The organism is Apilactobacillus intestinapis, from assembly GCF_049166695.1.
Taxonomy (GTDB): Bacteria; Bacillota; Bacilli; order Lactobacillales; family Lactobacillaceae; genus Apilactobacillus; species Apilactobacillus kunkeei_C.
Genome location: NZ_JBMHFD010000009.1, coordinates 1 through 25,422 on the forward strand (window position 1 = coordinate 1; position 25,422 = coordinate 25,422).

Annotated in this window: 29 protein-coding genes and 3 tRNA genes; 10 read left to right on the forward strand and 22 right to left on the reverse strand. The window is 37.2% G+C overall.

Annotation, left to right across the window (positions count from 1 at the left end; all coding sequences use genetic code 11):
* Positions 1–4 precede the first annotated feature (4 nt).
* The gene (locus ACOMA7_RS05865; protein WP_080719905.1) at positions 5–97 is read left to right on the forward strand and encodes an IS3 family transposase; all 93 of its coding nucleotides are present in this window, start codon (positions 5–7) and stop codon (positions 95–97) included.
* A gap of 110 nt (positions 98–207) precedes the next feature.
* Here ACOMA7_RS05865 and ACOMA7_RS05870 read toward each other — a convergent pair whose 3' ends face one another.
* The 5 genes from ACOMA7_RS05870 to ACOMA7_RS05890 form a co-directional block, all read right to left on the reverse strand.
* A complete protein-coding gene (locus ACOMA7_RS05870; RefSeq protein ID WP_421392593.1) occupies positions 208–1,020 on the reverse strand; it encodes a transporter substrate-binding domain-containing protein in 813 nt (270 codons plus the stop codon).
* Positions 1,021–1,034: 14 nt separating this feature from the next.
* Entirely contained in the window at positions 1,035–1,778 is a 744-nt protein-coding gene (locus ACOMA7_RS05875; protein WP_034531332.1) for an amino acid ABC transporter ATP-binding protein, read from the reverse strand.
* Between the two features lie 14 nt (positions 1,779–1,792).
* On the reverse strand, positions 1,793–2,494 hold the full coding sequence (locus ACOMA7_RS05880) for an amino acid ABC transporter permease (RefSeq protein WP_034531334.1): 702 nt from the start codon (positions 2,492–2,494) through the stop codon (positions 1,793–1,795).
* A 160-nt stretch (positions 2,495–2,654) separates the two neighbouring features.
* A complete protein-coding gene (locus ACOMA7_RS05885) occupies positions 2,655–3,527 on the reverse strand; it encodes a mechanosensitive ion channel family protein (protein WP_054608556.1) in 873 nt (290 codons plus the stop codon).
* Positions 3,528–3,592: 65 nt separating this feature from the next.
* Complete coding sequence (locus ACOMA7_RS05890) at positions 3,593–4,459, reverse strand: mechanosensitive ion channel family protein (RefSeq protein ID WP_054608555.1); 867 nt, start codon at positions 4,457–4,459, stop codon at positions 3,593–3,595.
* Between the two features lie 402 nt (positions 4,460–4,861).
* On the opposite strand from ACOMA7_RS05890, the gene ACOMA7_RS05895 reads away from it, so the two are divergent.
* Complete coding sequence (locus ACOMA7_RS05895) at positions 4,862–5,416, forward strand: TetR/AcrR family transcriptional regulator (RefSeq protein WP_301945829.1); 555 nt, start codon at positions 4,862–4,864, stop codon at positions 5,414–5,416.
* Between the two features lie 56 nt (positions 5,417–5,472).
* On the opposite strand, the gene ACOMA7_RS05900 is transcribed toward ACOMA7_RS05895, so the two are convergent.
* On the reverse strand, positions 5,473–7,386 hold the full coding sequence (locus tag ACOMA7_RS05900) for an ABC transporter ATP-binding protein/permease (RefSeq protein WP_421392599.1): 1,914 nt from the start codon (positions 7,384–7,386) through the stop codon (positions 5,473–5,475).
* Positions 7,387–7,605: 219 nt separating this feature from the next.
* On the opposite strand from ACOMA7_RS05900, the gene ACOMA7_RS05905 reads away from it, so the two are divergent.
* Positions 7,606–8,697 carry a GH25 family lysozyme gene (locus ACOMA7_RS05905; protein WP_421392602.1) on the forward strand — a complete coding sequence of 364 codons (1,092 nt, stop codon included), beginning with the start codon at positions 7,606–7,608 and terminating at the stop codon, positions 8,695–8,697.
* A gap of 183 nt (positions 8,698–8,880) precedes the next feature.
* Here the strand turns inward: ACOMA7_RS05905 and ACOMA7_RS05910 are convergent.
* The 4 genes from ACOMA7_RS05910 to ACOMA7_RS05925 all read right to left on the reverse strand — a co-directional run bounded on the left by ACOMA7_RS05910 (position 8,881) and on the right by ACOMA7_RS05925 (position 10,278).
* A tRNA-Asn gene (locus ACOMA7_RS05910) sits at positions 8,881–8,952 on the reverse strand.
* A gap of 47 nt (positions 8,953–8,999) precedes the next feature.
* Positions 9,000–9,071 (reverse strand) — tRNA-Asn (locus tag ACOMA7_RS05915).
* 58 nt (positions 9,072–9,129) lie between these two features.
* Positions 9,130–9,201 (reverse strand) — tRNA-Asn (locus tag ACOMA7_RS05920).
* Between the two features lie 330 nt (positions 9,202–9,531).
* Positions 9,532–10,278 carry an SGNH/GDSL hydrolase family protein gene (locus tag ACOMA7_RS05925; RefSeq protein ID WP_421392605.1) on the reverse strand — a complete coding sequence of 249 codons (747 nt, stop codon included), beginning with the start codon at positions 10,276–10,278 and terminating at the stop codon, positions 9,532–9,534.
* 398 nt (positions 10,279–10,676) lie between these two features.
* Between ACOMA7_RS05925 and ACOMA7_RS05930 the strand changes: the two genes are divergently transcribed.
* The 4 genes from ACOMA7_RS05930 (at position 10,677) to ACOMA7_RS05945 (ending at position 14,522) form a co-directional block, all read left to right on the forward strand.
* On the forward strand, positions 10,677–12,038 hold the full coding sequence (locus tag ACOMA7_RS05930) for an FAD-dependent oxidoreductase (protein WP_054608549.1): 1,362 nt from the start codon (positions 10,677–10,679) through the stop codon (positions 12,036–12,038).
* A gap of 122 nt (positions 12,039–12,160) precedes the next feature.
* Positions 12,161–12,748: a TetR/AcrR family transcriptional regulator gene (locus tag ACOMA7_RS05935; protein WP_301945833.1), complete on the forward strand. Its 588-nt coding sequence runs from the start codon at positions 12,161–12,163 to the stop codon at positions 12,746–12,748.
* A gap of 11 nt (positions 12,749–12,759) precedes the next feature.
* Entirely contained in the window at positions 12,760–13,827 is a 1,068-nt protein-coding gene (locus ACOMA7_RS05940; RefSeq protein ID WP_421392609.1) for an ABC transporter permease, read from the forward strand.
* Positions 13,827–14,522, forward strand: coding sequence for an ABC transporter ATP-binding protein (locus ACOMA7_RS05945; protein WP_421392612.1), 696 nt, complete (start codon positions 13,827–13,829; stop codon positions 14,520–14,522). Before ACOMA7_RS05940 ends, ACOMA7_RS05945 begins: the two co-directional genes overlap by 1 nt.
* Positions 14,523–14,560: 38 nt before the next feature.
* Here ACOMA7_RS05945 and ACOMA7_RS05950 read toward each other — a convergent pair whose 3' ends face one another.
* From ACOMA7_RS05950 to ACOMA7_RS05965, 4 genes are all read right to left on the reverse strand, one after another.
* Positions 14,561–15,016, reverse strand: coding sequence for a hypothetical protein (locus ACOMA7_RS05950; RefSeq protein ID WP_034534941.1), 456 nt, complete (start codon positions 15,014–15,016; stop codon positions 14,561–14,563).
* Between the two features lie 76 nt (positions 15,017–15,092).
* Positions 15,093–15,986, reverse strand: coding sequence for a metal ABC transporter solute-binding protein, Zn/Mn family (locus ACOMA7_RS05955; RefSeq protein WP_414827122.1), 894 nt, complete (start codon positions 15,984–15,986; stop codon positions 15,093–15,095).
* Between the two features lie 92 nt (positions 15,987–16,078).
* Positions 16,079–16,360 carry an ArsR/SmtB family transcription factor gene (locus tag ACOMA7_RS05960; RefSeq protein ID WP_176589783.1) on the reverse strand — a complete coding sequence of 94 codons (282 nt, stop codon included), beginning with the start codon at positions 16,358–16,360 and terminating at the stop codon, positions 16,079–16,081.
* Positions 16,361–16,431: 71 nt separating this feature from the next.
* Positions 16,432–16,920: a hypothetical protein gene (locus tag ACOMA7_RS05965; RefSeq protein WP_041153170.1), complete on the reverse strand. Its 489-nt coding sequence runs from the start codon at positions 16,918–16,920 to the stop codon at positions 16,432–16,434.
* Positions 16,921–17,036: 116 nt separating this feature from the next.
* Here ACOMA7_RS05965 and ACOMA7_RS05970 point away from each other — a divergent pair, with 116 nt between their 5' ends.
* Positions 17,037–17,747 (forward strand): glycerophosphodiester phosphodiesterase family protein, encoded by a 711-nt coding sequence (locus tag ACOMA7_RS05970; protein ID WP_054605076.1) that lies wholly within the window; start codon positions 17,037–17,039, stop codon positions 17,745–17,747.
* A gap of 39 nt (positions 17,748–17,786) precedes the next feature.
* Positions 17,787–18,482: a GPP34 family phosphoprotein gene (locus ACOMA7_RS05975; protein ID WP_041153168.1), complete on the forward strand. Its 696-nt coding sequence runs from the start codon at positions 17,787–17,789 to the stop codon at positions 18,480–18,482.
* Between the two features lie 35 nt (positions 18,483–18,517).
* Here ACOMA7_RS05975 and ACOMA7_RS05980 read toward each other — a convergent pair whose 3' ends face one another.
* From ACOMA7_RS05980 to thrC, 6 genes are read right to left on the reverse strand one after another with little or no spacing between them, the layout of a single operon-like run.
* Positions 18,518–18,760 carry a hypothetical protein gene (locus ACOMA7_RS05980; RefSeq protein ID WP_301945837.1) on the reverse strand — a complete coding sequence of 81 codons (243 nt, stop codon included), beginning with the start codon at positions 18,758–18,760 and terminating at the stop codon, positions 18,518–18,520.
* A 14-nt stretch (positions 18,761–18,774) separates the two neighbouring features.
* Positions 18,775–18,999 (reverse strand): hypothetical protein, encoded by a 225-nt coding sequence (locus ACOMA7_RS05985; RefSeq protein ID WP_301945838.1) that lies wholly within the window; start codon positions 18,997–18,999, stop codon positions 18,775–18,777.
* Between the two features lie 15 nt (positions 19,000–19,014).
* Positions 19,015–19,242, reverse strand: coding sequence for a hypothetical protein (locus ACOMA7_RS05990; protein ID WP_414827119.1), 228 nt, complete (start codon positions 19,240–19,242; stop codon positions 19,015–19,017).
* A gap of 50 nt (positions 19,243–19,292) precedes the next feature.
* Positions 19,293–19,727 carry an ACT domain-containing protein gene (locus tag ACOMA7_RS05995; RefSeq protein WP_034530904.1) on the reverse strand — a complete coding sequence of 145 codons (435 nt, stop codon included), beginning with the start codon at positions 19,725–19,727 and terminating at the stop codon, positions 19,293–19,295.
* Positions 19,728–19,741: 14 nt separating this feature from the next.
* On the reverse strand, positions 19,742–20,596 hold the full coding sequence (gene thrB, locus ACOMA7_RS06000; RefSeq protein ID WP_421392620.1) for a homoserine kinase: 855 nt from the start codon (positions 20,594–20,596) through the stop codon (positions 19,742–19,744).
* Complete coding sequence (gene thrC, locus ACOMA7_RS06005) at positions 20,568–22,073, reverse strand: threonine synthase (protein ID WP_421392623.1); 1,506 nt, start codon at positions 22,071–22,073, stop codon at positions 20,568–20,570. Before thrC ends, thrB begins: the two co-directional genes overlap by 29 nt.
* A 110-nt stretch (positions 22,074–22,183) precedes the next feature.
* On the opposite strand from thrC, the gene ACOMA7_RS06010 reads away from it, so the two are divergent.
* Positions 22,184–23,335: a homoserine dehydrogenase gene (locus tag ACOMA7_RS06010; RefSeq protein WP_421392625.1), complete on the forward strand. Its 1,152-nt coding sequence runs from the start codon at positions 22,184–22,186 to the stop codon at positions 23,333–23,335.
* Between the two features lie 38 nt (positions 23,336–23,373).
* Here the strand turns inward: ACOMA7_RS06010 and ACOMA7_RS06015 are convergent, their stop codons facing one another.
* Both ACOMA7_RS06015 and ACOMA7_RS06020 read right to left on the reverse strand, forming a co-directional pair.
* Complete coding sequence (locus tag ACOMA7_RS06015) at positions 23,374–23,685, reverse strand: aggregation-promoting factor C-terminal-like domain-containing protein (protein ID WP_476855495.1); 312 nt, start codon at positions 23,683–23,685, stop codon at positions 23,374–23,376.
* Between the two features lie 251 nt (positions 23,686–23,936).
* Positions 23,937–25,382 (reverse strand): catalase, encoded by a 1,446-nt coding sequence (locus ACOMA7_RS06020; protein WP_421392629.1) that lies wholly within the window; start codon positions 25,380–25,382, stop codon positions 23,937–23,939.
* Between the last annotated feature and the right edge of the window lie 40 nt (positions 25,383–25,422).

The following is a 25,422-nucleotide window of genomic DNA, read 5'->3' on the forward strand; positions in this document are numbered from 1 at the left end:
ATATATATCTTATTACAACAATTATCGTATAAAACAAAAACTGGGAGGAATGTCACCGGTTGAATACCGGATCAATTCCTCCCAGAAAATAGCATAACCATCTTCCAATTTTAGGGGTTCAGGTCAGGGTCTTTTTTATTGTTTTAATACTTTTAAGTAAATAAAAAAGCACCCAATTATTGAGTGCTTTTTTCGTATATATAAAGACTAGTTGTTCTTAGTAGTGATATCTGAACCGAAGTACTTCATTGAAAGTTTCTTCATAGTACCATCTTTACGTAGTTCAGCTAGTGCTTGGTTAATCTTCTTAGTTAGAGCTTTTGAGTTCTTGTTTAACATGATTGAAGTTTCAGCTGGAGCTTGTAGCTTAGTTGGAACATCAATTTCTTTTAGACCCTTAGTTGAGTTGTGCTTTGCAAAGTACTTCCATGCAGGAACTGAGTTAACAGTACCATCAGCACGACCTTGTTGAATTAATTGGTAACCAGTTGAGTTGTCAGGAGTTGATGATACGTTAGCACCGAACTTCTTAGCAACAACGGCGTTATCAGTACCAGCACCGTCAACGATGTTCATACCCTTGATGTCTTTGATGCTCATCATCTTGCTGTCACTCTTAGTGATCAATGTGTAGTATGAGTAAGCGTATGGGTCAGAGAATGAGTATAGCTTTTCTCTTTGTGGAGTAACAGTCATGTTGTTCATAACAGCATCGTATCTGTTACTACCTAGACCAGCAATTAAACTGTCCCACTTAGTTTCAACAAAGTTAGCTTTTAGACCTAACTTCTTAGCAACATCCTTAGCTAAATCAACTTCGAAACCTTGTAGCTTACCATCTTTTCTGTATGAGTAAGGTGCGTAAGTACCTTCTAGACCGATGGTTAACTTACCACTATTAGTTAGTTCTGACTTGTAGTTCTTTGAGCTTGAGCTGTTACCACATGAAGCTAAGATAGCACCAGTACCGAATACGGCTAAAGTAACTGCTAGAGACTTGAATAATTTGTTAAATTTCATGATATTGAATCTCCTTAAATGTTTTGTAGGGTCATTGCTGCAAGAAAATCTTTGATTCTTTGATCGTCTGATTCAAAGAAGTCTTTTGTATCACCATCGAAACCAACTTTACCATCTTCAATGAAGACAATCTTGTCGGCAACACGTTGAGCAAAAGTAAGATTATGAGTAACAATAACTAATGATTGTTTTTCTTTGGCTAAATCTAATAACACTTTTAGAACTTCTAGTTCAATTTCAGGATCCAAGGCGCTGGTTGGTTCATCCAATAGGATGTATTCGGGATGCATTGCTAATGATCTAGCAATCGCAACACGTTGAGCTTGTCCACCTGATAGTTGACTTGGGTATGAGTCGGCTTTGTCTAGCATTCCAACCTTATCCAAAAGTTTTTCGGCAACTTCCTTGGCTTCTTCTTTACTCTTGTTTAGAACTTGAACTTGGCCTTCCATAACGTTCTTTAGAACGGTTAGGTGAGGGAATAAGTTAAAACTTTGGAATACCATACTAGTTTTTCTACGAATGTTTAGAATGGTTTTTGAACTTAATTTCTTTGAGAAATCAATCTTTTCATCATTGAATTCGTATTCACCAGCTTCTGGTGTTTCCAAAAGGTTTAAAGATCTAAGTAGAGTTGATTTACCGGAACCAGAAGGTCCGACAATCACTGAGGTCTTGTTCTTAGGAAATTGAAGGGAGATATTATCTAATGCATGTTGTTTGCCAAATGTTTTAGATACGTTTTTTAAATTAATCATTAACGTACTCCTTTCTAGTTGCTTACAGAATAACGAGAAACTCGTTTTTCTAGGTAACTTTGTAAGATTGTAAGAACACTACAGATGACTGCATAGATTGCAGCTACCAGAATGTACATAATTAGTGGTTGATAGTTTTCAGCCGCGATTTGTTGACTGACTTCAAACATTTCAACGATAGTAATTGAAGCAGCTAGTGAAGTATCCTTAACTAAACCAATGAACTCATTGGATAAAGGTGGTAGTGACACACGACTAGCTTGTGGCAAGATAATTCTCCATAGTACCTTGCGTTTGGTCATACCTAATGAGTAGGCAGCTTCCCATTGACCATCTGGAATTGATAGGATGGCACCACGAATGGTTTCTGAAGCGTAAGCACCAGTGTTCAATGAGAAAGTGATAATACCAGCAACAACTGGTGTTAATCTGATCCCATCTGGTAGAATTCCAGCGATTCTTAGGTATGGAAGACCGAAGAATACAATGAATAATTGAACCAATAATGGTGTACTTCTGAATAGCCATACATAGAAGTAAAAGAATGCTTTTACAATATTGAATAGGCCACCACGATGTGAGATTTTAACTAAAGCAGTAATAACGGCGATAGTTAAACCGATGATAAATGATACGATTGCAATTGGAATCGTGTAAGCAATACATGCCGAGACCAATTGAGGAGTCGCATCACGAATGATATCCCATGCGCTCATATCTCTTCTCCTTTATTTTTTAACTATAATTATGGAAATACGTAATTTAATCCAATCACCATTTTACACTATTTACATTTAGTTACAAATAATTAGTACACAAATTAATCTAAAATAGGTATGTTTTATAAAAAATTTAAAAAACATACCTATATAATGACTATTTTTGTGGAATTGGTGTGATTAGTTTGTTGTTTGGAAGGATAATTCCAGCATCTTTAATTGCTTCAAGATATAATTGTAGGAACTTGAATTGAACGTTGAACTTTTCGGTATCGGTACATGGGATCCATTCCTTAACGGCAATTGTTCCATCACCTAAATCGACAGTTCCTAATAGTTGAGGTTCGTCGATAATGCCTTGGGTGTTTGGAATGTTCTTAGCGTTTACGTCCTTAACGATATCGATGATTTGTTGAATTGGACTGTCAGGGTTAACACGAATGTTAATTTCAGCCTTTAGACGATCCTTGGACATGTTACAGATGTTAGTGATGTATCTGTTAGGGACGAAGTTAAGTGAGTCATCGACACCACGAATTTGAGTTGAACGAAGGCCGATTTCAGATACCGTACCTGTGATGGTGTCTAATACGACGAAGTCACCGACATCAATTTGGTGTTCAAATAAAATGAAGAAACCAGTGATGATGTCGTTTGCTAGTCCTTGAGCACCCAAACCTAAGGCAACGGTTACAAGACCAGCACCGGCTAGAAGTGAACCAACTGGAATACCGATGATACTTAGAATTGAGTATAACCAGAAGAAGATTAAGATGTAATTGTATGTGTTGGATGAAATTGATTTCAAAGTACCTTCACGTTTGGGACTAATCTTCTTTTGTTTTTGTAGGTATCGACCAAATAGATGATTGATGATGATTTGACCAATAACCTTAATAATAAGGAAGAAAATAGAAATTAAAAGAATATCAATAACGGCAAAAGTTAGATTATGAAGCATGTCGCTCCATTTAAAACTATCTACATATTGCTTTAGAATACTTGGATTTTTTGCAGCTAAACTAAACATAATAATGACTTCCTTTCGTATTTATATATGATAGTAAAAAACGCCCCAAAACGGGCGTTGAAACTCTATTTTGAAATATCGGCGATTACCTTGTTGTTTGGTAACTTAATACCAGCTGCGGTAATGGCTTCAAGGTATAGTTGTAAGAATTTGAATTGAACATCAAATCTTGCTTCATCCGTAGTTGGGATGAATTCCTTTACGGCAATGGTTCCATCACCCATATCAACAGTACCTAGGATATCTGGATCACCAATGATTCCTTCGGTGCTTGGAATGTTCTTAGCATTAATGTCTTTCATAATGTTAATAACTTCAGTGATAGGGGTATCTGGGTTAACGCGGATGTCGATATCTGCCTTCATGCGTTCCTTAGACATGTTACAGATGTTAGTAATATATCTGTTAGGGATGAAGTTTAAAGCATCGTTGTTACTTCTAATCTTAGTGGTTCTAAGACCGATTTCAGATACTGTACCGGTCACATCACCAATGGTAACGTAGTCTCCAATGCTAATTTGTTTTTCAAATAGAATGAAGAAACCATTGATGATATCACTGGCTAATCCTTGGGCCCCTAAACCAATGGCAACTGAGAATAGACCAGCACCAGCAAGTAGTGTTCCGATTGGTACACCGATAAAAGTTAGCACAGAGTAAATCCAGAAGAATACTAGGATGTACATGTATGAGTTAACTGATAATGAGTGTAGAGTCTTCAATCTGTTTTCAGGAATACCACGTTCTCTTTTAGCGTAGTTCTTAAATAGATGGTTAATGATTTTTTTACCAATTCCCTTTAAGATTAAGAAAAAGATTGAAATCAATACGATATCGATTACAATATTTGTTAAATTATGTAGGATCTCGTCCCAATTAAAACTTTGAAAATATCTGGCTATGAAACTAGGGTTGGTTGCAACCTTTAGCATATAGTTCACTCCTTAAACAATTATCACATATAATATCGTAACATCAGAATTATTAAGATGACAGTTAAACCGTCTAACTTAAGAAAATGTTAACCTATTGCGGCTTACATCGGTGTTAGAATAAAATTAATGAACGATTTATCCATATCGTATGTGGCGATGCTGACCACTAAAGCTAAGATTAAAAATACTATGTTGTTTTTGATTGTTCTGTGCAAATAGACCTTGCGACCGATAACAAATACGAGTGTGATAACAGTCAATACAGCTATCAAGAAGACGATGAGTCCACTCATTAGACCAAATTTATACATATTATGCATCTCTTTTCTATTTAATAAGTTAATCATAACACCAACCATACATATTTAAGTGAACAATAACCTTATGGAGGAATTAAAAGTGAAATACGAACACAAGCGCCAACTTACCAGGGATAAAATTGAGGGCGCGTTAATCAAAGTCGCAAAAAACAAGGGGATTGCTGATGTAACGGTGAGTGATATCATCAAGACCGCAAACATTAATAGAAGTACATTTTATCGTCACTATATTGATAAACCCGATCTGATTGAGAAAATAGAAGATCGCGTTATTAATGATATTAGGGAAGCAAACGTTGATTTAAAGAATAGCAATGTGAAATATATTGATACAGCAGCAGGAAAATTCGTTTATCAATTTTTAACAGTTATCGAGGATAATCAACAAATCTTAGAATTATTACTAAGTGGAAAAGGTGATATTCAATTTACGATGAAATTGATTGTCTTTTTTAACGAATTAGTTGATTCAACTACTGAGGTTTTCACTGATTCAATGGATGAAAAGAAGCGCAAACTATTCGCCGCTTATAATTCATCGACAGCATTAGGGATAGTAGCCTTTTGGGTTCATCATTTTGATGAGTACGATAAGGACTACGTCTATGATTTCTTAATGCATCGACAATACTAAAAAAACACGCTATGAATTTCATAGCGTGTTTTTTTATGGGGAAGGATAATTACTAGCTATTCAGCGCTTAAACTTTCGATTGGATCTAGTTTAGCACCCTTATTTGAAGGAAGAATTGAAGCTAGTAGGTTGATGATAACGGCAACTACGATACCGAAGATGGCATCACCAACTGAGATTTGGATGATTGAGTAGTCAATCAATCCGTGAACAGCTGAGTTAATTCCTAATTGAGTTAGATATGAAATAACGACAGCTGATACTGATGAGAAGATTCCTAGGAATAGTGCTTGGCTGACGAATAGCATTCTGATGTTACCCTTAGTAGCACCTAGGGCACGTAGAATACCAATTTCCTTAGTTCTTTCAGCAACACTAATGTATAGGACAACGATAATCATGATTGCTGATACTAATAGTGAAATACCAGCAATGGCAGCTAATACGTATACAGCAAGGTTAATGTAAGTGTTTAGAGTTGATACAATCGCACCGGCACCTTGAATGCTGTATGCTTTCTTACCATTAACTTCGATGGCCTTGATTCTGTTTTGAACAGGATCAACGTTGTTTACGCCACCTTTGATGTTTACGTTTAAGAAGTTTGGTTCAATCTTGATGCCGTTGTCGGCTAGAGATTCTTTAACAGTAGCGTAGTTAATGATAGTAAGTGGGCTTTGTGAGTCGATAATTCCAGAAATCTTTAATTTCTTAGTTACTGGGTATGGAGTACCGTTCTTCATGGCAGTGAATGAAACTTGAATTTCTTTTCCTACCATTGAGTTAGGGTTCTTCTTGTTTAATGCTTTAGCAGCGGTAGTGTTAATTAGGATTTCGCCATCCTTTGGAGTTGTACCGTGCTTGATGTTGTCCTTGTTGATAGTAGCTAAACTAGTAGTCATGTATGAAGATTGGGCAGTCTTGTTGCCATCCTTCATTTGAATACCAGTTGATGCGTAAGCTTTTTCAACGGATTTAACACCCTTTACGTTTTCTAAACGGTTAACGTCAGCATCCTTAAATGAGGAATGATCGTTAGTGTTTTTATGGGAAACTTGAACACTGTTTGGATTTACTTGAGAGTAAATTTCATGGTTAATGTATCCTCGAACACCGTTTCCAAGTCCTAGCATGAATACAACTGAGAAGATACCAATTAATCCACCAAAGATGATTAGTAAGTTACGTTTTGAGTTGTACTTGATGTTATCCCAAGTCATTTTAACGATTGATTTTAATGATAGAGATTTTGATTCTAGTGCTGGTTCGTCACTTTCTGAGTACTTGTCACGAAGAGTTCTGTCTTCATCGATACGACCGTCAGTCATGTGAACGATACGAGTACCGTAATCAGCAACCTTTTGAGAGTGGGTAACAGTTAGGACTAGTTTTCCTTCCTTAGCAATGTTATCCAAGATTTGTAGGATTTCAGTTGTGTTTTCAGGGTCCAAAGCACCAGTTGGTTCATCGGCGATTAGCATTTCTGGGTCACCAGCTAAAGCACGTGCGATTGAAACACGTTGTTTTTGACCACCAGATAATTGGTTAGGGTACTTGTTGATGTGATCACTTAGACCAACTTTAGCAAGTAATTCTTTGGCGCGGGCTACTTGTTCCTTCTTTGAAAGGGTAGTCATTTCAAGTGGAACTAATACGTTATCTAAAATAGTTAAGTGACTAATTAGATTGAAGCTTTGGAAGATAAAACCGATTGTCTTACGACGGTATTCATCTAGTTGTTTGTCAGTATCATGTTTTAATGAACTGCCGTTTAGTAAAACGTCACCTTCGTATTTACTGTCCAATCCACCAATGATGTTCATTAATGTAGATTTACCACCACCGGATTCCCCAAGGATTGATACCATTTCGCCTTTTTCGAATGATAAATCAATTCCTTTTAAGACTTTGAATTCGTCTTTGCCTAGGTAGTATGATTTTTGAATATTTTTTAATTCTAAGAATGACATTATTTTCACTCCTTGTTGTTATTTAATTTGTAATGACTATTATATGCGGAAATGTATGCAAAACAATCATCAAAATGAAAGGAAGTGTTGCATTTTGAGAGAAAAATTGCAGAAAAATTAAAATTTGTCACATTTTGTAATATTACTATATCATTCCTGCAACATTAGGCGTCTATAATGCAAATCAAAGATTCATTTAGAGAAATAGGAGTGAGTATATTGATTAAGTTCAGTTTTAAATCAATATTGATGACAATGGTCGCTTCTCTTGCTTTAACAACGGGGGTTGGAGCAATTGGAAGCTTTAATACAAATGCAAGTGCAAGTAGTAAAACCGTATATGACTTGTCTGAATGGCAAGGTCGTCTAACTAATAAGAAGGCAAAGAACTTAAGTAAAGAAGTTCCATTCGCAATTCTAAGAGTTCAATACGGATCAAGTTACAGTGATAAAACATTCAAACACAACAAAGCGCTATTAGATAAGTACAAAGTACCATACGGTGTGTATTCATTTAGTAGATATAACTCATCAGCAGCTGCTGCCAGAGAAGCTCGTGACTTATACCACAGAGCACCAAATGCTAAATTTTATGTAAACGATTTTGAAGTTGCTTCAATCAGTCGTCGTCATTCAAACGCTGCGACTGCCAAATGGGTAAACACTTTACGTCCACTTGTTGGATCTAAAAAGATTCTATTCTACTCATACTTAAGTTTCATGAAGACATATGCTTCTCAAGCATTAAGTAAGTATGATGGATACTGGTTAGCTTCATACACTAAGAACGAACCATCAATTGCCCACGTATTATGGCAATACACTGATCGTCACTACTCATCTGCATTACACAAAAAGGTAGATGCAAGTAAGTTACGTGAACAAAAATCTTGGTTCTTAGGAACAGTTGCTAAGAAAGTAGCTAACAATGACGCTAACAAGGGTCAAAAGGTGGAAAACAAGCAAGGTAACACTGAAGTGAAACCTGCCGCCACATCAAATGACAAGACTGCTAAAGTTGTTAACCTAGCTGCTAAGAAAGCAACAGTTAAGAAGACAGACGTCAAGAATGAAACTGCCAAAAAAACAACTGTTAAGAAGGCAGATGCCAAGAAAGAAACTACTAAGAAGGCAAACGCCAAAAAAGCAACTGCTAAGAAGACAACTGCTAAAAAAGCAAAAAAACATGTTAAAAAGGTGACTCATCACAAAAAGAAACATGTAAAAAAGTCAGTTAAGAAACACCACAAGAAAAAGCATGTTAAAAAGGTTCACCACAAGAAGAAACATCATAAGAAACATGTAGCATAAAGAAAAAGGCGATAGTCATTAGACTATCGCCTTTTTTTGATCTGAAAACAAATAAAAAAACCTAGTCAAAGGGCTAAGTCTTTTTATTATGTGGAATTATAGATAATTATGAATAAAAATATGGAAAAGCAATTTGCTTTATTAGTTAACATTGGGATAAAGCTAACTTGGGATTTCTCCCAACTGCTCCGGCTGGACTCGAACCAGCAACCATCGCATTAACAGTGCGCTATTCTACCATTGAACCACGGAGCAAAAATGAGGTGAAAAATTATCTTTTTGATGAGTAGGGTTCCACTCAACTGCTCTAACTGGACTCGAACCAGTAACCTTCGCATTAACAGTGCGCCGTTCTACCATTGAACCATAGAGCAATAATATGTAGTTTGATAAAAGATCTAAGTCTTTTTGATGAGTAGGGATGCTACTCGACTGCTCTAACTGGACTCGAACCAGTAACCTTCGCATTAACAGTGCGCCGTTCTACCATTGAACCATAGAGCAAGAATGAAATATGTGCTTGGAATTTAATCCAACTACTCAAAAGAGTATAAATATGTCTGCATGTGATATTTAAATGAGAGAAAAATGTGAAAGATTTTTCTATTAAATATATCAAATAACAACGATAATTTTTAACCTAAACATCTTACAAACCCAATAAAGACGGTAATCTTATGCTTTGCTTATGTAGTTATCATATCTCTGTCGTTGTTTATAATAATACACCATTATTAAAAGAATGCAACTGTTTTTTCATTAAAAATTAATAAAAAGAAAAAGCCACCAATAAAATGTTGATATAACAACGTTTTTCACCGGTGGCTTTTTTAATTATTCTAACATTTGATCTAATTCTTTGACGAAAATAGGGGTCCAACCGTAACGATATCCGGCACAGGTTGGATGAGTGTCGTCTAGCATAAAACAAGGATTTTCTTCGTTCATTTTCTTCAATGCCTTGTTGTTCCAAATGTCGATGATGGCAAAATGCCATTTTCTTTGTAATTCGAATAGCTTATCACGTAGGAATTCGTACTCAGGTTCTGGCTTTCTTAGACAGGTATAAAAGACCAATGGACAATCCCAAGTATCTTGAACGGTGGCGGCTATGTATTCAATCGCACCGATGGTAGTTTGGGTATCGAAATCTTCAGCATTGTATGACTTACTGATTCTGCCCATTTCGACACCATTTCTTTGATCGTTAGTAGATAGTTGGCAGGCAAACAAATCATAATGAGAATCAAAGTTAAGATTCTTCTTCATTCTACTAATGTAGGATTTTTCATTAATATCTGCCAATGTGGTTCCGCTAATTGCTTCCTTAATGGCGTGGACGCCATGTTCGACTCTTAAGAAGTCGACGAATGAAATCCCCTTAGCAGCAAGACCTGCTGTTACTGAGGAACCAAGGAAGACGATTTTCTTACCGTTTAGGTTGTCATCCACAAAGAAATCTCTAGATGGTTGATATATTTCGCTGTTAGCTCTTCTAATATCAATGCTTTTCTTTGATAACTTCACAAGCGCAGCGCCGGCTGCAGTGAATAGTGCAGTTTTAATCAACCCGTATTTCATTGTAATTAACCCCTCATAGTATTTTTATTATTGTCTTTAATTTTACTAGCATTTAGGGGCCACTACAATTAATAGCGGGAAACTTAATTAATATTTAAACATTTGTACAGATACTTTGTGATGAAAATATCATTTAATTAAAGAAATGATCATCATTTTGCCCATTAATATTAGAGAAAACATTAAAACAAGGGCGTTTTATAGCGATTTTAGTTGCAAATATGACTAATTCTTAATTTTTATCAAAATTATTTCATCTTTTTTTCACTTTTTTGCTAATATTGCTTGCTATATAATCGCACAAAAGGTAAAATAACTCTTGTAAATCAAATGTGATATTTCTCACAAAGTGAAGTTATATAAATATTAATTAAAAATTATTAGGAGGCCACACACTAATGAAAGTTATCGTAGTTGGTTCTTCACACGGTGGATATGAAGCCGTTCGTGGAATGCTTTTAGAAAACCCTGACGCAGAAATTCAATGGTATGAAAGAGGAAACTTCATCTCATTTCTATCATGTGGTATGGAATTATACCTTGAAGGTACTGTTAAGGATGTAAATACAGTTGCTTACGAAACTGTAGACAACGCAGAAAAAGATGGTGTACATGTATTTGTACAACAAGAAATCGCAAGTATTGATGAAAAGAACAAGTCAGTTCATGTTAAGAACTTAGCTGATGGTTCAGAACGTGATGAAAGCTACGATAAGCTAATCTTAGCTATTGGTGCTACTCCTCGTCGTTTAGACGTTCCTGGTAAGGATCTAGAAAACCTATATGCAATGCGTGGCCGTGACTGGGCAATCAAGCTAAAACAAAAAATGGTAGATCCTGACCTAAAACATGTTTTTGTTATCGGTTCAGGTTACATTGGAATCGAAGCTGCTGAAGCATTTGCTAAAGCAGGTAAGGAAGTTACTATCGTAGACCACAACCCTCGTCTATTGGGTAACTACCTAGATTCAGAATTCACTGAAAAACTAACTCAAGAGTTCAAAGAAAACGGCGTTAACTTTGTTGGTAGCGTAAACGTTGCTGAATTCGTTGGAAAAGACGGTAAGGTTTCAGGCGTTAAGACTGACCAAGGTACTTTCGATGCTGAATTAGTTGTTGAAACTGCCGGTGTTATTCCAAACACTTCATTAGTAGATGGTCTATTAGACCTAGACGAACGTGGCCGTATCAAGACTGACGAACACCAAGAAACTAGTGTTAAAGATATTTACGCTGTTGGTGACGCAACAAAGGTTCCATACGCACCAACTGGTGAATTATCATCAATCGCTTTAGCATCAAACGCTCGTCGTCAAGGACGTACTGCTGCTGCTAACGCTGCTGGAAGAGAATTAAAGATGACTGCTGTTTCAGGTTCATCAGCACTTTCAGTATTCAACTACCACTTTGCTTCAACTGGTGTTAAACAAGACACTCAAGAAAAATGTGGTGTTAAGGGTGCTGAATCAGTACTAATCGAAGACTGGGCAGTTCCTCCATTCGTTTCACAAGAAGCTGGAAATGCTAAGGTTTACTTCAAGATTACCTTTGACCCAACTGATGGTCGTATCTTAGGTGGTCAAATCATGTCAACTAGAGATGTTACTGCAAACATCAACACTATCTCATTTGCAATTCAACAACATGCAACTGTATACGACTTAGCTTACGCTGACTTCTTCTTCCAACCAGGATTTGATCGTCCTTGGAACATCATGAACGAAGCTGCACAAGCTGCCGTAAGAAAGATCAACAAGTAAGAACAAAAAAGACGCTGAAATTTTTCAGTGTTTTTTAATACTAATCAGTTGACACGGTGTCACTATAAAAGTAATATATTCAAAAATGACACAATGTCACCATAAAAAAGGAGTAGTTACAAATGCCTACACAAACTTTTTTAAATTTAAATGAAGACAAGCAAAACCAAATTTTCAATGCATTGATTAACGAGTTTTCAAATCATCGTTTAATGGATGCACAAGTAGCGAGAATTATTAAAGATTGTTCAATCGCGCGCGGTTCTTTCTACAAGTACTTCGATGATATTAACGATAGTTATCAATACGCTTTAAAGAGGGTTTTAAGAGAGATTCATTTTGATGTATTCGAACAGTTGAAGGCAGAACCAACTGATTCACTTCATGCTTTTTATGTGGCAACTGAGTCTTTTATCAATGAATTGGAAAATTCTGATTACGAACAGTTTTATCGTCAATACGTCCTATTTAACCAATACGAATTAAAACATGTCGAATATGATTATAATAATCTACCAGATGACAAACTAATTTTGCTGGTTAACGGTCAAAAGATTGCGGATAGAAAAACAATCGTGTTGACCTACAAATGGGCGAGTCGAGCAGCTCATCAAACCATTCGAACTGTATTGAACGGAGGCGACGATAAACAAGCGCTATCAGATTTCTCTGATTTGTTAAAACTAATTAATAAGGGTTTAGTTAACTAGGAGGGACAACCGTGTTTTTATCACTTCGCGAAATTAAGAAGAGCAAATTTAGATACAGTCTAATTTGTTTAGTAATCGTGATGATTGCATACTTGATTTTCATTTTAACCGCATTAGCTAACGGTCTAAGCGAAGCTAATCGTCAAGCAATCGATTCATGGAATGCTGAAAAAATCGTTTTAAATTCTGATGCCAATGGTTCATTGGATCAATCTACCATTACTGCACAACAAGCTAAAAAGGCTAGTAATGACAAACGCGCTGACATCACTCAAATGAGTGCCAGCGTTCAAACTGTTTCTGAAGGCAACAAGGTGGGTTCACAAGTGATTGGTTTGAATAAGAATCAATTCATCTACCGCGACTTAAAAATTGTCAGTGGCCACAAGTTGACCAAGGATAACGAAGTCGTAGTCGACCAAAGCCTATTGGAAACAGACGGCTATCACCTGGGAGAAAAGGTGAAGTTCAGCAGAAACGGTCATGTTTTTAAGATTGTCGGAACCGTAAAGAACAACCAATTAAACGTGGCACCGGTGATTTACGCTACCAACGATGCCGTGCAAACTGAAAAGTTTGGTACTGACGTGAACCATACAATTAGTGCCATGATTTATAGAAACGATGTCAAGAAGGCGGTCGCAGGAACTCAAATCATGAACATTGAAGACTTCATTCAAGACATTCCTGGATACAGTGCGCAAAACAGCACCTTTGAATTCATGATTGCGTTTCTACTATTAATTACCTTAGTGGTAATCTCAATCTTCTTATACGTCTTAACCATGCAAAAGATTCCATACTTTGCCGTGTTAAAGGTACAAGGGGTATCAAACGGATATCTAGCCATGAACGTGGTTTCAAACGCTTTGATCCTAGCAATTGCCGGAGTGGCAATCAGTGGATTATTAACTTTCTTAACTGCCATTTCAATGCCGGCAGCAGTTCCAATGACCTTCGATATGACATTGATGGGTGCGGTTGCTGTGATGGTAATTGTGATGTCAATTATTGGTGGATTAATTCCAATGCGCACCGTCGCAAAGATTGATCCGGCCAAAGCAATGGGAGGTTCATAATGGGAAAAATTGAATTAACTAACGTCAACAAAGTCTTCGGCGACAAGATGGCCGCAACTACTGCTCTTGAAGATATCAATTTCTCCGCCAATTCAGGTGAAGTGATTGCCATTACAGGGCCTTCTGGTTCAGGAAAGAGTACTTTCATGAAGATTTTGGGTGGTATTCTTTCAGCCACATCTGGAGATATTAATATCGATGGTAGTGACTACGGTAATATGAGTAAAAAAGAACAAAGTAAGTTTAGATTGGAACATATCGGTTTCATTCTTCAAGCCTACAATCTATTGCCTTACCTAAAGGTATCTGATCAATTCAGACTAGCCGATAAAGTCAAGAAGAGTGCAAACATTGATCCAGAAACATTCTCAAAGTGGGCGCAAGCGCTAAAAATCGATGATTTAATGAATAACTATCCTGATGAATTATCCGGTGGACAACAACAACGTGTCGCGATTTTGCGAGCACTATACACCAATCCAGATATTATCTTGGCGGACGAACCAACCGCTGCCTTGGATGGAAACATGGCAGTTAAGTCGATGCAAATGCTACAAGACTTAGCACACCGTAAAAACAAGACGGTCATCATCATTACCCATGATGCTAGATTGTTGAAGTATGTTGATAAGAACTATCGCATCGTCGATGGTAATGGTCAATTTATTGATGTAAATAATGCAGAATTAGTATAGAAAAAGCAGCTAAGAATATTTCTTAGCTGCTTTTTTGATTATTTTTGGTGTTTCTTTTCAACGTGGTTGGTGATGTCACTGTAGAAACGTTGTTCTAGTTTGGAAGAACCAGAACTCTTGAATGCTTGCCAACTACCGACTAAGTCGATACTAAACAAGCTAATCTTGTCTTCGATTAAGAATTCTTTTTCAAGGGTTTGCTTTAAGTCTTTTACAATTTCCTTGGTACGATCTAGAACTTCGAATTCCTTTTCGTTAATGAATGATGATTCGAATTCCTTTTGGTACTTGTTCAAGAAGTTACTCATCACTTCTTGTAATTCTTCGTCATATTTGGGAATGAATTTGCGTTTACCATCTTCAAACTTGTGGTAACCGTCATCCACTAGAAATGATAATTTAAACCATTCAGTGTATCCATCTCTGGAATCCTTGTAACTTAAGTCAGGATCGTTAAATTCGTTAAACATTTCATTTACTAGTGCAATTGCCATAATGGTTCAAACTCCTTCGTCCAAATATATTTTCTAACTATATTATATACTAATATTTTCTGTTTTTTACTTCAAATTATTTAGTTTTTTGGATTGCTTGAATTTCTTTGTATTGGTTTTGCATCCATGAAATGTAGTTAGGCTCATTACTTGGCTTAGTTTCAGTCACGTAGACGATTGGTAGGTTGTTTTCCTTAGCTAGTTTTACTAAGTTGTTAACGGTCTTGCTGTTAACTTGTTTGTTAACAACGAAGAATGAAAGCTTGTGGTTCTTGATATCTTCTTGAAGTGAACGAATTGATTTTGGACTTGGATCGTTGTCCTTTTCAGTTGCTTCTTCAAATGAAGTGTCTGATACCTTGTAACCCATGTTTGCTAGTGAGTAATCGAAAACGGGTTCTGAAACTGCGACTGGTTTGCTCATCTTGTTCTTCTTGATGTCATTAAGTTGAGTGTTTAAGACTTTTAGTTTTGCGATGTATGCCTTAGCGTTAGCTTCGAATTGTTTCTTGTGTTTTGGTTGTAGCTTGGCGAACTTGTCAGCTAGGGTGTTAGCTAGTTTTTCCATTGTGGCAACGTTATACCAGATGTGTGGATTGTCACCAGTCTTTTTACCCATTAGACTACCAACGTTGATTGAATCAACATCGTTGTTGCTGCTGGCTAGTTTTTGTGCCCATGAATCGTAACCTAGACCGTTGTAAATCACTAGGTTAGCCTTATAAACGTTCTTGGCATCTGAACTAGAAGGGTTGAAATCATGAGGATCGATGTTTGGGTTGTTGATGATGGATGTTACCTTACCGTATTTACCTAATACATTCTTAGCTACTTCACCGTAGAAGTTCACTGAAGAAGTAACGTTGATGCTTTTCTTGGGGTCGTTTGCCTTGGTAGAAGAACAACCAGCAAGAACAACTAAGAACATGCTGATAAAAGCAATTAGACCGACTACTTTAAATTTTTTCATTGTTTGCCTCCAAATAAAAAATATACCGAATTCTGTTATATAACAAATATAGTTATATATCTAAATTCGGCATATGTCAAGAATGATGTTTCTTAATCATTAATATGGGTTTTTAAAGTTCCTAATAGTTGAGAAACGTGGTTATCACTTAATTGATAGATTCTTTCCTGGCCATCCTTTTCGCTGTAGACTAGGTTAGCATCCGCTAATATCTTCAAATGGCGAGAGATGTTTGGTTGGGAAGTTTCAAAGTAATTCATTAAGTTGGACACATTACTTTGATTGTTGGCTTCTAGATAATACAAAATCTTAATTCGAAGTGAATTATCTAAAGCTTTGGTAATCATATGTAGTTTTTTGTCGTTTATGATCATAATTTCCTCCGCGAGTTGTGATATTTAGATTATAACGTTAAATGGCATAAAAACAAAACGACATCGCGCAATTATTGCTTTTTTAGTCGATTAATTTTGGCCCCGATTTTTTCTTTCCGATCATCGGATACGCGATACATGACCTGAGCATATCCTACGATGATGATAAGTAGTGATAAAAGGATGAAGACTGGAATTGATAGGTGCCATCTAAAGGCGTCGAATAGTGTTTTAATCGAAACAATTGAGTCTAGCATGCAGGCAAATGAGATGTAGGCCCATGCAGTCGATTGGTTGGAAACGTTGTAAAAAGCCCTGAATTTTTTGATATCTGTATCGGATTTAGCGTTTAACAAAATCTTTTTTAAACGATTACGTTCCAGCATGATTTTTAGCGGTGGAATCATCCATAGTCCGGCTCTCATTGGATGGTATTTTTTTGCAGAGTGTTCTGCTTTATGTAGTTCGTTGATTTGACCGGACATGTCTAAAACGCCTTGAAATAGGCAAAAGACAAACATTATGTAACTTGCTGAAAAACTGATAATTGCGTAAATCATGGCACACCTCTTATCTTTGGATAAGTTTATTGTAACATTTAAATAAACTTTGGTTGCAAAATAAAAAAATAGCATTATTATTGATTAGGGAAAAGAAAAATGAGGGGGGCTTTCAAATGAAAACTATAATTTATGGTCATCGTGGTGTACCAGATTTATATCCAGAAAATTCGCTTCAAGGATTTCGTTATGCACTGCATAACCATATTGAAGGGTTAGAATTTGATGTTCATTTAACCAAGGACAACGTCCCCGTCGTGATTCATGATGAACGAATTGATCGCACAACTGATGGTAGAGGATATGTAAAGGATTATACATATGAAGAATTATCACGTTTTTCATTGTCTAATTACGAACCAATTCCAAAGCTACAGGAGGTCTTAGAATTAGTCGAGGGCAGGGATGTCTACGTTAATTTAGAATTCAAGACCAATAAGATTCACTATAAAAACATTGAAGAAATCGTTATTAAAATGGTGGATGAATACGAATTACTTCACCCAATCATTTACTCTTCTTTTAACATGTCCTCGATTAAGATTGCCCAAACCATTACCCATGATGCTCAGTTTGCATTCTTGACTGGTAATCGTATCGACAATCCCAAGGAATTCATGGCTGCTAATCACTTAGATGCATTGCACCTTCGTTTTTACCAACCAGATATTGAAGACGTGGAACGCATCTGGACCGTTAACGGCAATCTTCGATTACGCTTCATTATGAAACGTAATGTCGCTGGTGTGTTCACCAATAATTTTGAACGAGCGATTAAGATTAGAAACGAAGTCGAAAGAAAAAAAGGTAACAAAAAAGACAAATAAGTGTTAGAATACTTTTATTCTACTCATGGAGGCTATATTATGGCACTTACAACTGCTGAAATGTATTTTTTAATTACTAGTAAGTCCAAAGATAGCCGCGTAATGCTAAAAAATGTTCGTCTACGTGCTTATTTAGTAGACAGCTGTTTGTTAGACTTAGCGGCTGCAGGTGTAATTAAATTAGGTGAAGATAACCGAATCGAGATAATCGACAATTTACCACACAAGTTATACTTCTTGAACTCTTTTATGGATTTAATCATCCGTAACAAGAACGAAGACGTGGATACAATCATGGCAAAACTTTTGCAAAACATTGATGTAATGAAACACACTTACATGGCGTTAGGCGAACAGTTCTATGAAGGTGGCCATGTCTTGGAAAAGAAGAAGGGACTAGTGCACAAGGTAAGAACCTTTGTACCAAAGAACCAAACTAACCAAGAAATCATCGATGCTATTTATGATCAAATGATGGGTTCAGCGCCAATGACAGTTAACGTATACTGCTTAGCCAAGATGCTAACAGTTAGCCGTCAACTAAAGCTATGCTTTAAGAGTCGTGAACGTCGCGTGATTTGCACAAGATTAAAACGACTATCTGAACATCCTGAATACAATCATATTCAAGAATTAATAGATACTTTTGGTGAACATATGAGAAACGTTGCTGCTTTGGTAGCCAAAGAACAACCAGCCTCATACATGACTAAAACAAAGACAAGCACAATCTAAAAAAAGACCCAGCAATAATTGCTGAGTCTTTTTTGTTATCCTTTGAAGTCTAAAATGAATTCTTTATCGTTAGTTTGTTTGATTTTGATGTTCCAAAGCGGTGTAAACACGATACCGTCATCGTATTCAACCACTAGTTGGGCATCATCATAGGCCTTGCCACCATCGTTTTCAGCCAAATATTTTACAAATAAGATGGCGTCTCTTTTTTGATCAAAGAAGGGTAGCATATGGTCTTGGTAGAAAATGGTGTAATTGTGAAAAGTTATTTGAGGCATTGTAGTCTCCTATTTTAAAAGTCAGATTTTAGTTCATAGTGGGTAGCATCGATTTCTTCGATTGAAACGTAGTCGCCACCATTGGGATGAAACGTTAATTGGTCGTTATCGACATCAACAACTAGCAATAAGTCGCTTCCAGCATTGAATGCCAGTCTTTCGTTATTTTCGTCGAAATAACCGTCGATTTGATCGTCGTCGTATCTCAAATGATACTGTCTGATTTGAACTTCTCTCATTTAAATCTCCTTGCCCTATACGGGTTGGTATTCGTTGGCGATGATGCGGTAGGTCTTATCATCGACTTTTTTAATGGTAACGCCTGATTGTGGTAGTAATACTAGGCGTTCATTTTTGAATCTGATTTTGATTCTGACTTCACCATCTAAATTAAAAAAGGTTAACCCTTCTTCGTTGTTGGTGTAAGTAGAATGGTCAGGATTAAACATGAAAGTGTAATCCATAAATTGCAATTTATCCATTGTAATTTCCTTTCTATGTATTAGACAGAATGTTAACATTTTATGTCTAATTACTCAACAGCGACTAGGTTAACCTTGTTGGTGCCATCAATTGCACTGATATCTGCGATTAATTCATCGATTGTGCCATCCATTTGACTCAAGTCCAGTGAAATCACTACACTGGCTGAATCATTGATGGGGATGTTTTGGTTGATTGTTAAGATGTTGGCATCACGGTTTGAAATGGAATTTAAAACCTTGGATAAGATACCACTTTTATGACTTAATAAAAATGAAATAACGGCCTTTCGTTGCCATGATGATTGTTGGGCTTCGTAAACGTAGTCCTTGTACTTGTAGTAGCTAGCACGACTGATGCCGACTTTTTTCACGGCTTCACTGACGTTTTTAACTTCCCCGTTATCAATCATTTTTCTTGCTTCAATGACCTTCCCGAATGCTTCTGGTAGAAGCGAGTCATCGACAATATAATACTTACTGATTTTTCTCACCACCGTTAGTTCATAATTTCAACATTTTTGATGCTAAATTTTTCGAATCGTTTTTGCAACGCTTCTATTATTTTATCACGTCTATCTGCTGAATTACTAATGATTATTAGCGTTGATCCACTTCCGCTGATATATACGACAGAATCGTTTTCTTTGACGATTTTTTTGACCTCATCAAAGCCGTTGATTAGTTTTTTACGGTAGGGTTCATGCAAACGGTCATCGATGGCGTCGTTTAGTTGTTTGATATCACCATTTGATAGGGCATTTAACATGGCTAAACAATGAGAGAGCTGATGAGCTACCGTTGTTGTTTTGACTTCCTTTGGAACAATCTTTCTGGCTTCGTTGGTTGAAACCTTAAAGTCGGGGATGACGGCAGTGAAGTAGTAAGAATCATTTACTGGGTAATTGATGACGTCGTAGTGACCGTTGCTATCTTCAAAGGCCATACATAATCCACCGTAGATGGCGGGAGCGACGTTGTCGGGATGTCCTTCCATGGCAGTGGCAATTTGGAGGATGACATCCTTATCGACGTCTTCTTTGAAGTATTCAAACGCACCGATGATTCCAGCGACGATACAAGCGGATGAACTACCGAGACCGCGGGATTCAGGGATTTCACTTTGAACATCGATTGAGATGGTAGGAACTTCTCGTTTTAAATGGTTACATCCTTGGATGAAACCTTGATAGACCAGATTGTCTTCATTTTGGAATGCTTCATCACAACCGGTAATGTTAAATTTATCAGCTTCGTCAATTTTGACCGCTGTAAACAGGTTGACGGCCATACCGAGACAGTCGTACCCCATCGCGATGTTGGCGCTAGTTGCGGGAACTATTACTTTTATCATTTTTAAACACATCCTTTATTGTGTCGACTACCAAGTCTTCCATTTCGTTAGGGTTGATTTTGGCAGGGACAACAGCTTCATCATGCCAGATTTGTCTTAGTTGTTCGGGCATTTCAATACCAGTCTTTTCAACTAATAAATCACTAGTTTCAATTGGGCTTTGACGATGTTCGCCGATGATGGCATCGGCAACCGCATCGACAAACTTGTATGGACTAGCGGTACTTAGCATTACGACAGGAGTATCTGGGTACTTAGCTTGTGTTTCACGTGTAACACGGTATCCGGAAGCGGTATGTGGATCCATTAGGTAATGATATTTTTCAAAGACATCCTTGATGGATGCCTTGATTTCATCGTCATCGCTGTAGCCACAAATGAAGTCTTCTTTGATTGATTCTAGAATTTCAGGAAGGACTTCGTATTTACCATCGTGTTCCAAATCATCCATTAATGATTTGACGTAGTCGACTTTTTCGCCGCTCTTGTAGTACAAAAGACGTTCGAAGTTACTAGAGATTTGGATGTCCATACTTGGTGCGATTGTCTTAAAGAATGGACGGTTTCTGTCATAGACACCATTTTCGAAGAAGTCGGCAAGAACTTTGTTGGAGTTACATGCAATCACTAGCTTCTTTACTGGTAGGCCTAATAGTTTGGCGTAGTAACCGGCTAAAACGTCACCGAAGTTTCCGGTAGGGACAGTGAAGATGATTTCGTCACCGACGTTAATTTTGCCGTTTTTAACCATTTGTTTGTAAGCGTCAAAGTAGTAAACGATTTGTGGAACTAAACGACCGATGTTAATTGAGTTGGCACTAGATAGTGAGTTGTCGTCACCTAGTTTTTCCTTTAGCGCTTGGTTGTTAAAGATTTTTTTGACGTTAGTTTGCGCGTCATCGAAATTACCATTGATAGCAGCAACTTTAGTGTTGTAACCCTTAGTAGTTAGCATTTGTTGTTGTTGGACCATGCTGACTCCGTTTTGAGGGTAGAAGACCATTGCTCCCATCTTGTCGACATCTTTGAAACCAGCAAGGGCAGCAGTACCGGTGTCACCACTGGTAGCGGCTAATACCATCACGTGCTTGTTTTCAGGGAGACATTGTTGCATTAGCTTTGGTAATAATTGAAGACCGACGTCTTTGAATGCACAGGTAGGGCCATGGAATAATTCTAGAACTGAGAAATTATCGACATCTTTGATGGGTGTAACTTCGTAATCGTCAAAGCCATCATCGTATGCTTCATGGATGCTGTTAGCGATTTGGAAATCTGAAAAATCAGGTAGCAATGTTTTAACAACATCGAAAGCAATTTCTTGGTAACTTTGGTCGATAACTTTATCGATATTAATATTATGATTGGCTAAATCTGGTAAAACGAATAATCCGCCGTCGTCTGAAAATCCTTTGATAATCGCATCAAACGAACTAATTTCGACGTTTTTATCTCTTGTGCTAGTATATTTTTCCATAATTTATATCCTCCTGTGTGGTTGAAAAAGATTTGATTACATGATAATCTGTTTATTAATAAAAAACAAGTGTTTATTATACACATACAAAAAGAAAAGATGTGATCGGATTGGATATCGCAATTTTAGGACTTGGAACAGTCGGTGGTGGGGTCAAAGAAATCATTGATGAAAGCCCACGCCTAAAGGAAAAGTTAAACGTAGCAGCCATTTGGGTTAGAAAAGAAAAGGTGGACGCAACACAGAATAAGACCAATGATTATCAATCAATTTTGGATAATGATGACATTAAAGTGATTGTCGAAACTCTGGGTGGCATTCATCCAGCTTATGAGATGATTATGGATGCTTTTAAAGCGGGCAAGAATGTGGTTACTGCCAACAAGGCGGTTGTGGCCAAATATATGGAAGAATTTATCAATGAAGCCAAACAAAATCATGTGTCATTTCGTTTTGAACCCAGCGTTGCCGGTGGAATCCCATGGATTCAAAACCTTAAACGTGTTCTTAGAATTGATGATGTTCAATCAATCGGAGGAATCTTAAACGGTACCAGTAACTTCATTATCGATGCGATTGTGAATCAACACGTCAGTTTTAAGGAGGCACTGAAACAGGCGCAAGACTTGGGCTACGCTGAAGCTGATCCGACAGCCGACATCGATGGTTATGATGTTGAAAATAAGTTATGTATTTCGACTGATTTAGCGTTTAATACACTTGTTAAACCGGGGGATGCGATTAAGAAGGTCGGTATCAGAAACTTATTAAAGGAAGATGTCGATTTCTTCTTGGGTCGTAACATGAATATCAAATTAATTGGACAGGCTAGATTGTACAATCAAGACAAATTAGCAATTTCAATTGAACCAACATTATTACCGGTTGATAACACCATTGCGACCGTCAACGGTAACTTAAACTATGTCCAACTAACTGGAGATACCATCGGACCACTTGGTTTTCTAGGTCAGGGGGCCGGAAGAAAGCCAACTGCCAACGCCTTGTTACAAGATGTCGTCGATATTTTAGAAAATAATCCGTACTACGACATTGATGGTAGTCATCATTTAGCAATTGATAACCATAACTTTTCGGCGGAATACATCCTAAGAACTGACATTGATCTTAGCGATTTAAAAGATGTTAGTAACTTAGAAGGTAAGTATTGGCACCTAGCTAACCAAACAATCGAATCCGCTCACATGCTATACCAAGAAATTCTTCAAAAAGATAATAAAGCAATCATGTTTAGACAATAAAAAAAGCAGCTTAGCGATTAGCTAGGCTGCTTTTTATTTTAGTACCAGTGGTGTCTTTGCCAGAATTTCTTGGCGTTAATCCATGAACCGTAACGACTAGCAACATATCTGTTGGCAGTTAATTCTTGGTTCTTCTTTGATTTGTCACCGTGTAGGTAGCTGATATCTAATTGGAACTTACCGTAACAAACACCGTTTCTTGCGTAGTATCTGTTAGTTGATTCGTGGAATGAAATCCAACGTCTTGCGGCAATGTTCTTCTTGCTTAGGTTCTTTTCAGCAACATGTTGCCAGTTAACTGAAGCATCAGCGTGAACGTCGTTTTTAGCGAAGTTGATTGCAAATAAAATTAATAGTGATGTAAATGCGATTACTGTGAATTTGATAAAAGATTTTGTAACGTTATTCAAGAAACATAACTCCTTTATATAAACCTTAAAAATTTTTTCTTCGATTTCTTATGATGTTTAATACTATATCGGAGTTATATATCAGTAACGTTATTACATGGTTACAGTTATATTATTAATTGTTACAAAATGAAACAAAACTACTAAAAACACCGCTATGACAATAATCATAGCGGTGTTATTTTTATCAATTATTCAGTAATTTCATCCATATTTAGGCCTAAAGCATCAGCAACTCGCTTACCATAGTCATGATCTGCACGGTAGAATAACTTAGTTTGACGTACTTTTGTGTCATGGCTCTTAACGCTACCTAAGTGCTTCTTGATAGCTTGGATTAAGCGGTCCTTTTCATCGTCTGAGTAGACGTGGTATAAGGCACCTGCTTGTGAGTATGGGTCTTCGTCATAGGTCTTGTAGCTGTTGGCTTCGCCTTCAACTGCAAATGGCTTAATCTTTGCATGAGGATCTTCGCGTGGAGAATCTTCATATTGGTTTGGTTCGTAGTTAACGTCACCATTTTGACCTTGTGACATGTAACCGTCACGAGCATAGTTGTGAACTTCAGTCTTTGGACTATTAACAGGAAGGTGTTCGTAGTTGGCACCTAAACGGTATCTAGCGGCATCCTTGTATGCGAACAAACGACCTTGTAATAGTTTATCCATTGAAGGTTCGATTCCTGGAACTAGGTTTGCAGGAGAGAATGATGCTTCTTCAACATCATTGAAGTAGTTTTCAGGATTTTCGTTTAATACGAATTCACCGATTTCTTGTAGTGGGTAGTCCTTGTGAGAAACGGTCTTGGTAACATCAAAGATGTCGTACTTGTAGTTTAATCCTTCTTCGTAAGGAATTAATTGAACGCATACCTTCCACTTTGGATAGTCACCATTCTTAATGCGATCGTATAAATCTTGAATTAAGTAGTCGGTGTTTACAGAAGCAACCTTGGCAGCTTGGTCTTCGGTCATGTTCTTAACACCTTGTTCTGAGATGAAGTGGTACTTAACCCAGTATGCTTCACCCTTGGCATTAACCCACTTGAACGTGTGTGAACCATAACCGTTCATATTAGCGTAACTAGCTGGGTTACCACGGTCACCCATTAAATAGGTAACTTGGTGAAGTGATTCAGGTGAGTGTGACCAGAAGTCCCATTGCATATCTTCTGAACGAAGATGAGTAGCAGGGTCACGTTTTTGTGAGTGAATGAAGTCTGGGAACTTCAAAGGATCGTTAACAAAGAAGATAGGTGTGTTGTTACCAACGATGTCATAGTTTCCTTCATTAGTGTAGAACTTCATTGCGAAACCACGCACATCTCTGATGGTATCAGGGTAACCTAGTTCACCAGCAACTTCTGAGAAACGAATAGTAAGTGGTGTTTGCTTACCCTTACCATTGAATAAGTCGGCTTTGGTGTAGTCGCTCATATCACGGGTAAGAGTGAAGACACCCTTAGCGCCGGCACCCTTAGCGTGAACAACTCTTTCTGGGATACGTTCACGGTTAAAGTGAGCTAATTTTTCAATTAATTGGTAGTCTTGTAATAAAACAGGGCCACGATTTCCAGCAGTTAATGAATGATTATTATCTGCCCATGGTTGACCTTCGTCAGTAGTTAGTTTGGTCATGAATAATTCCCCCTTTACGTTTATACACGAACATTGTAAT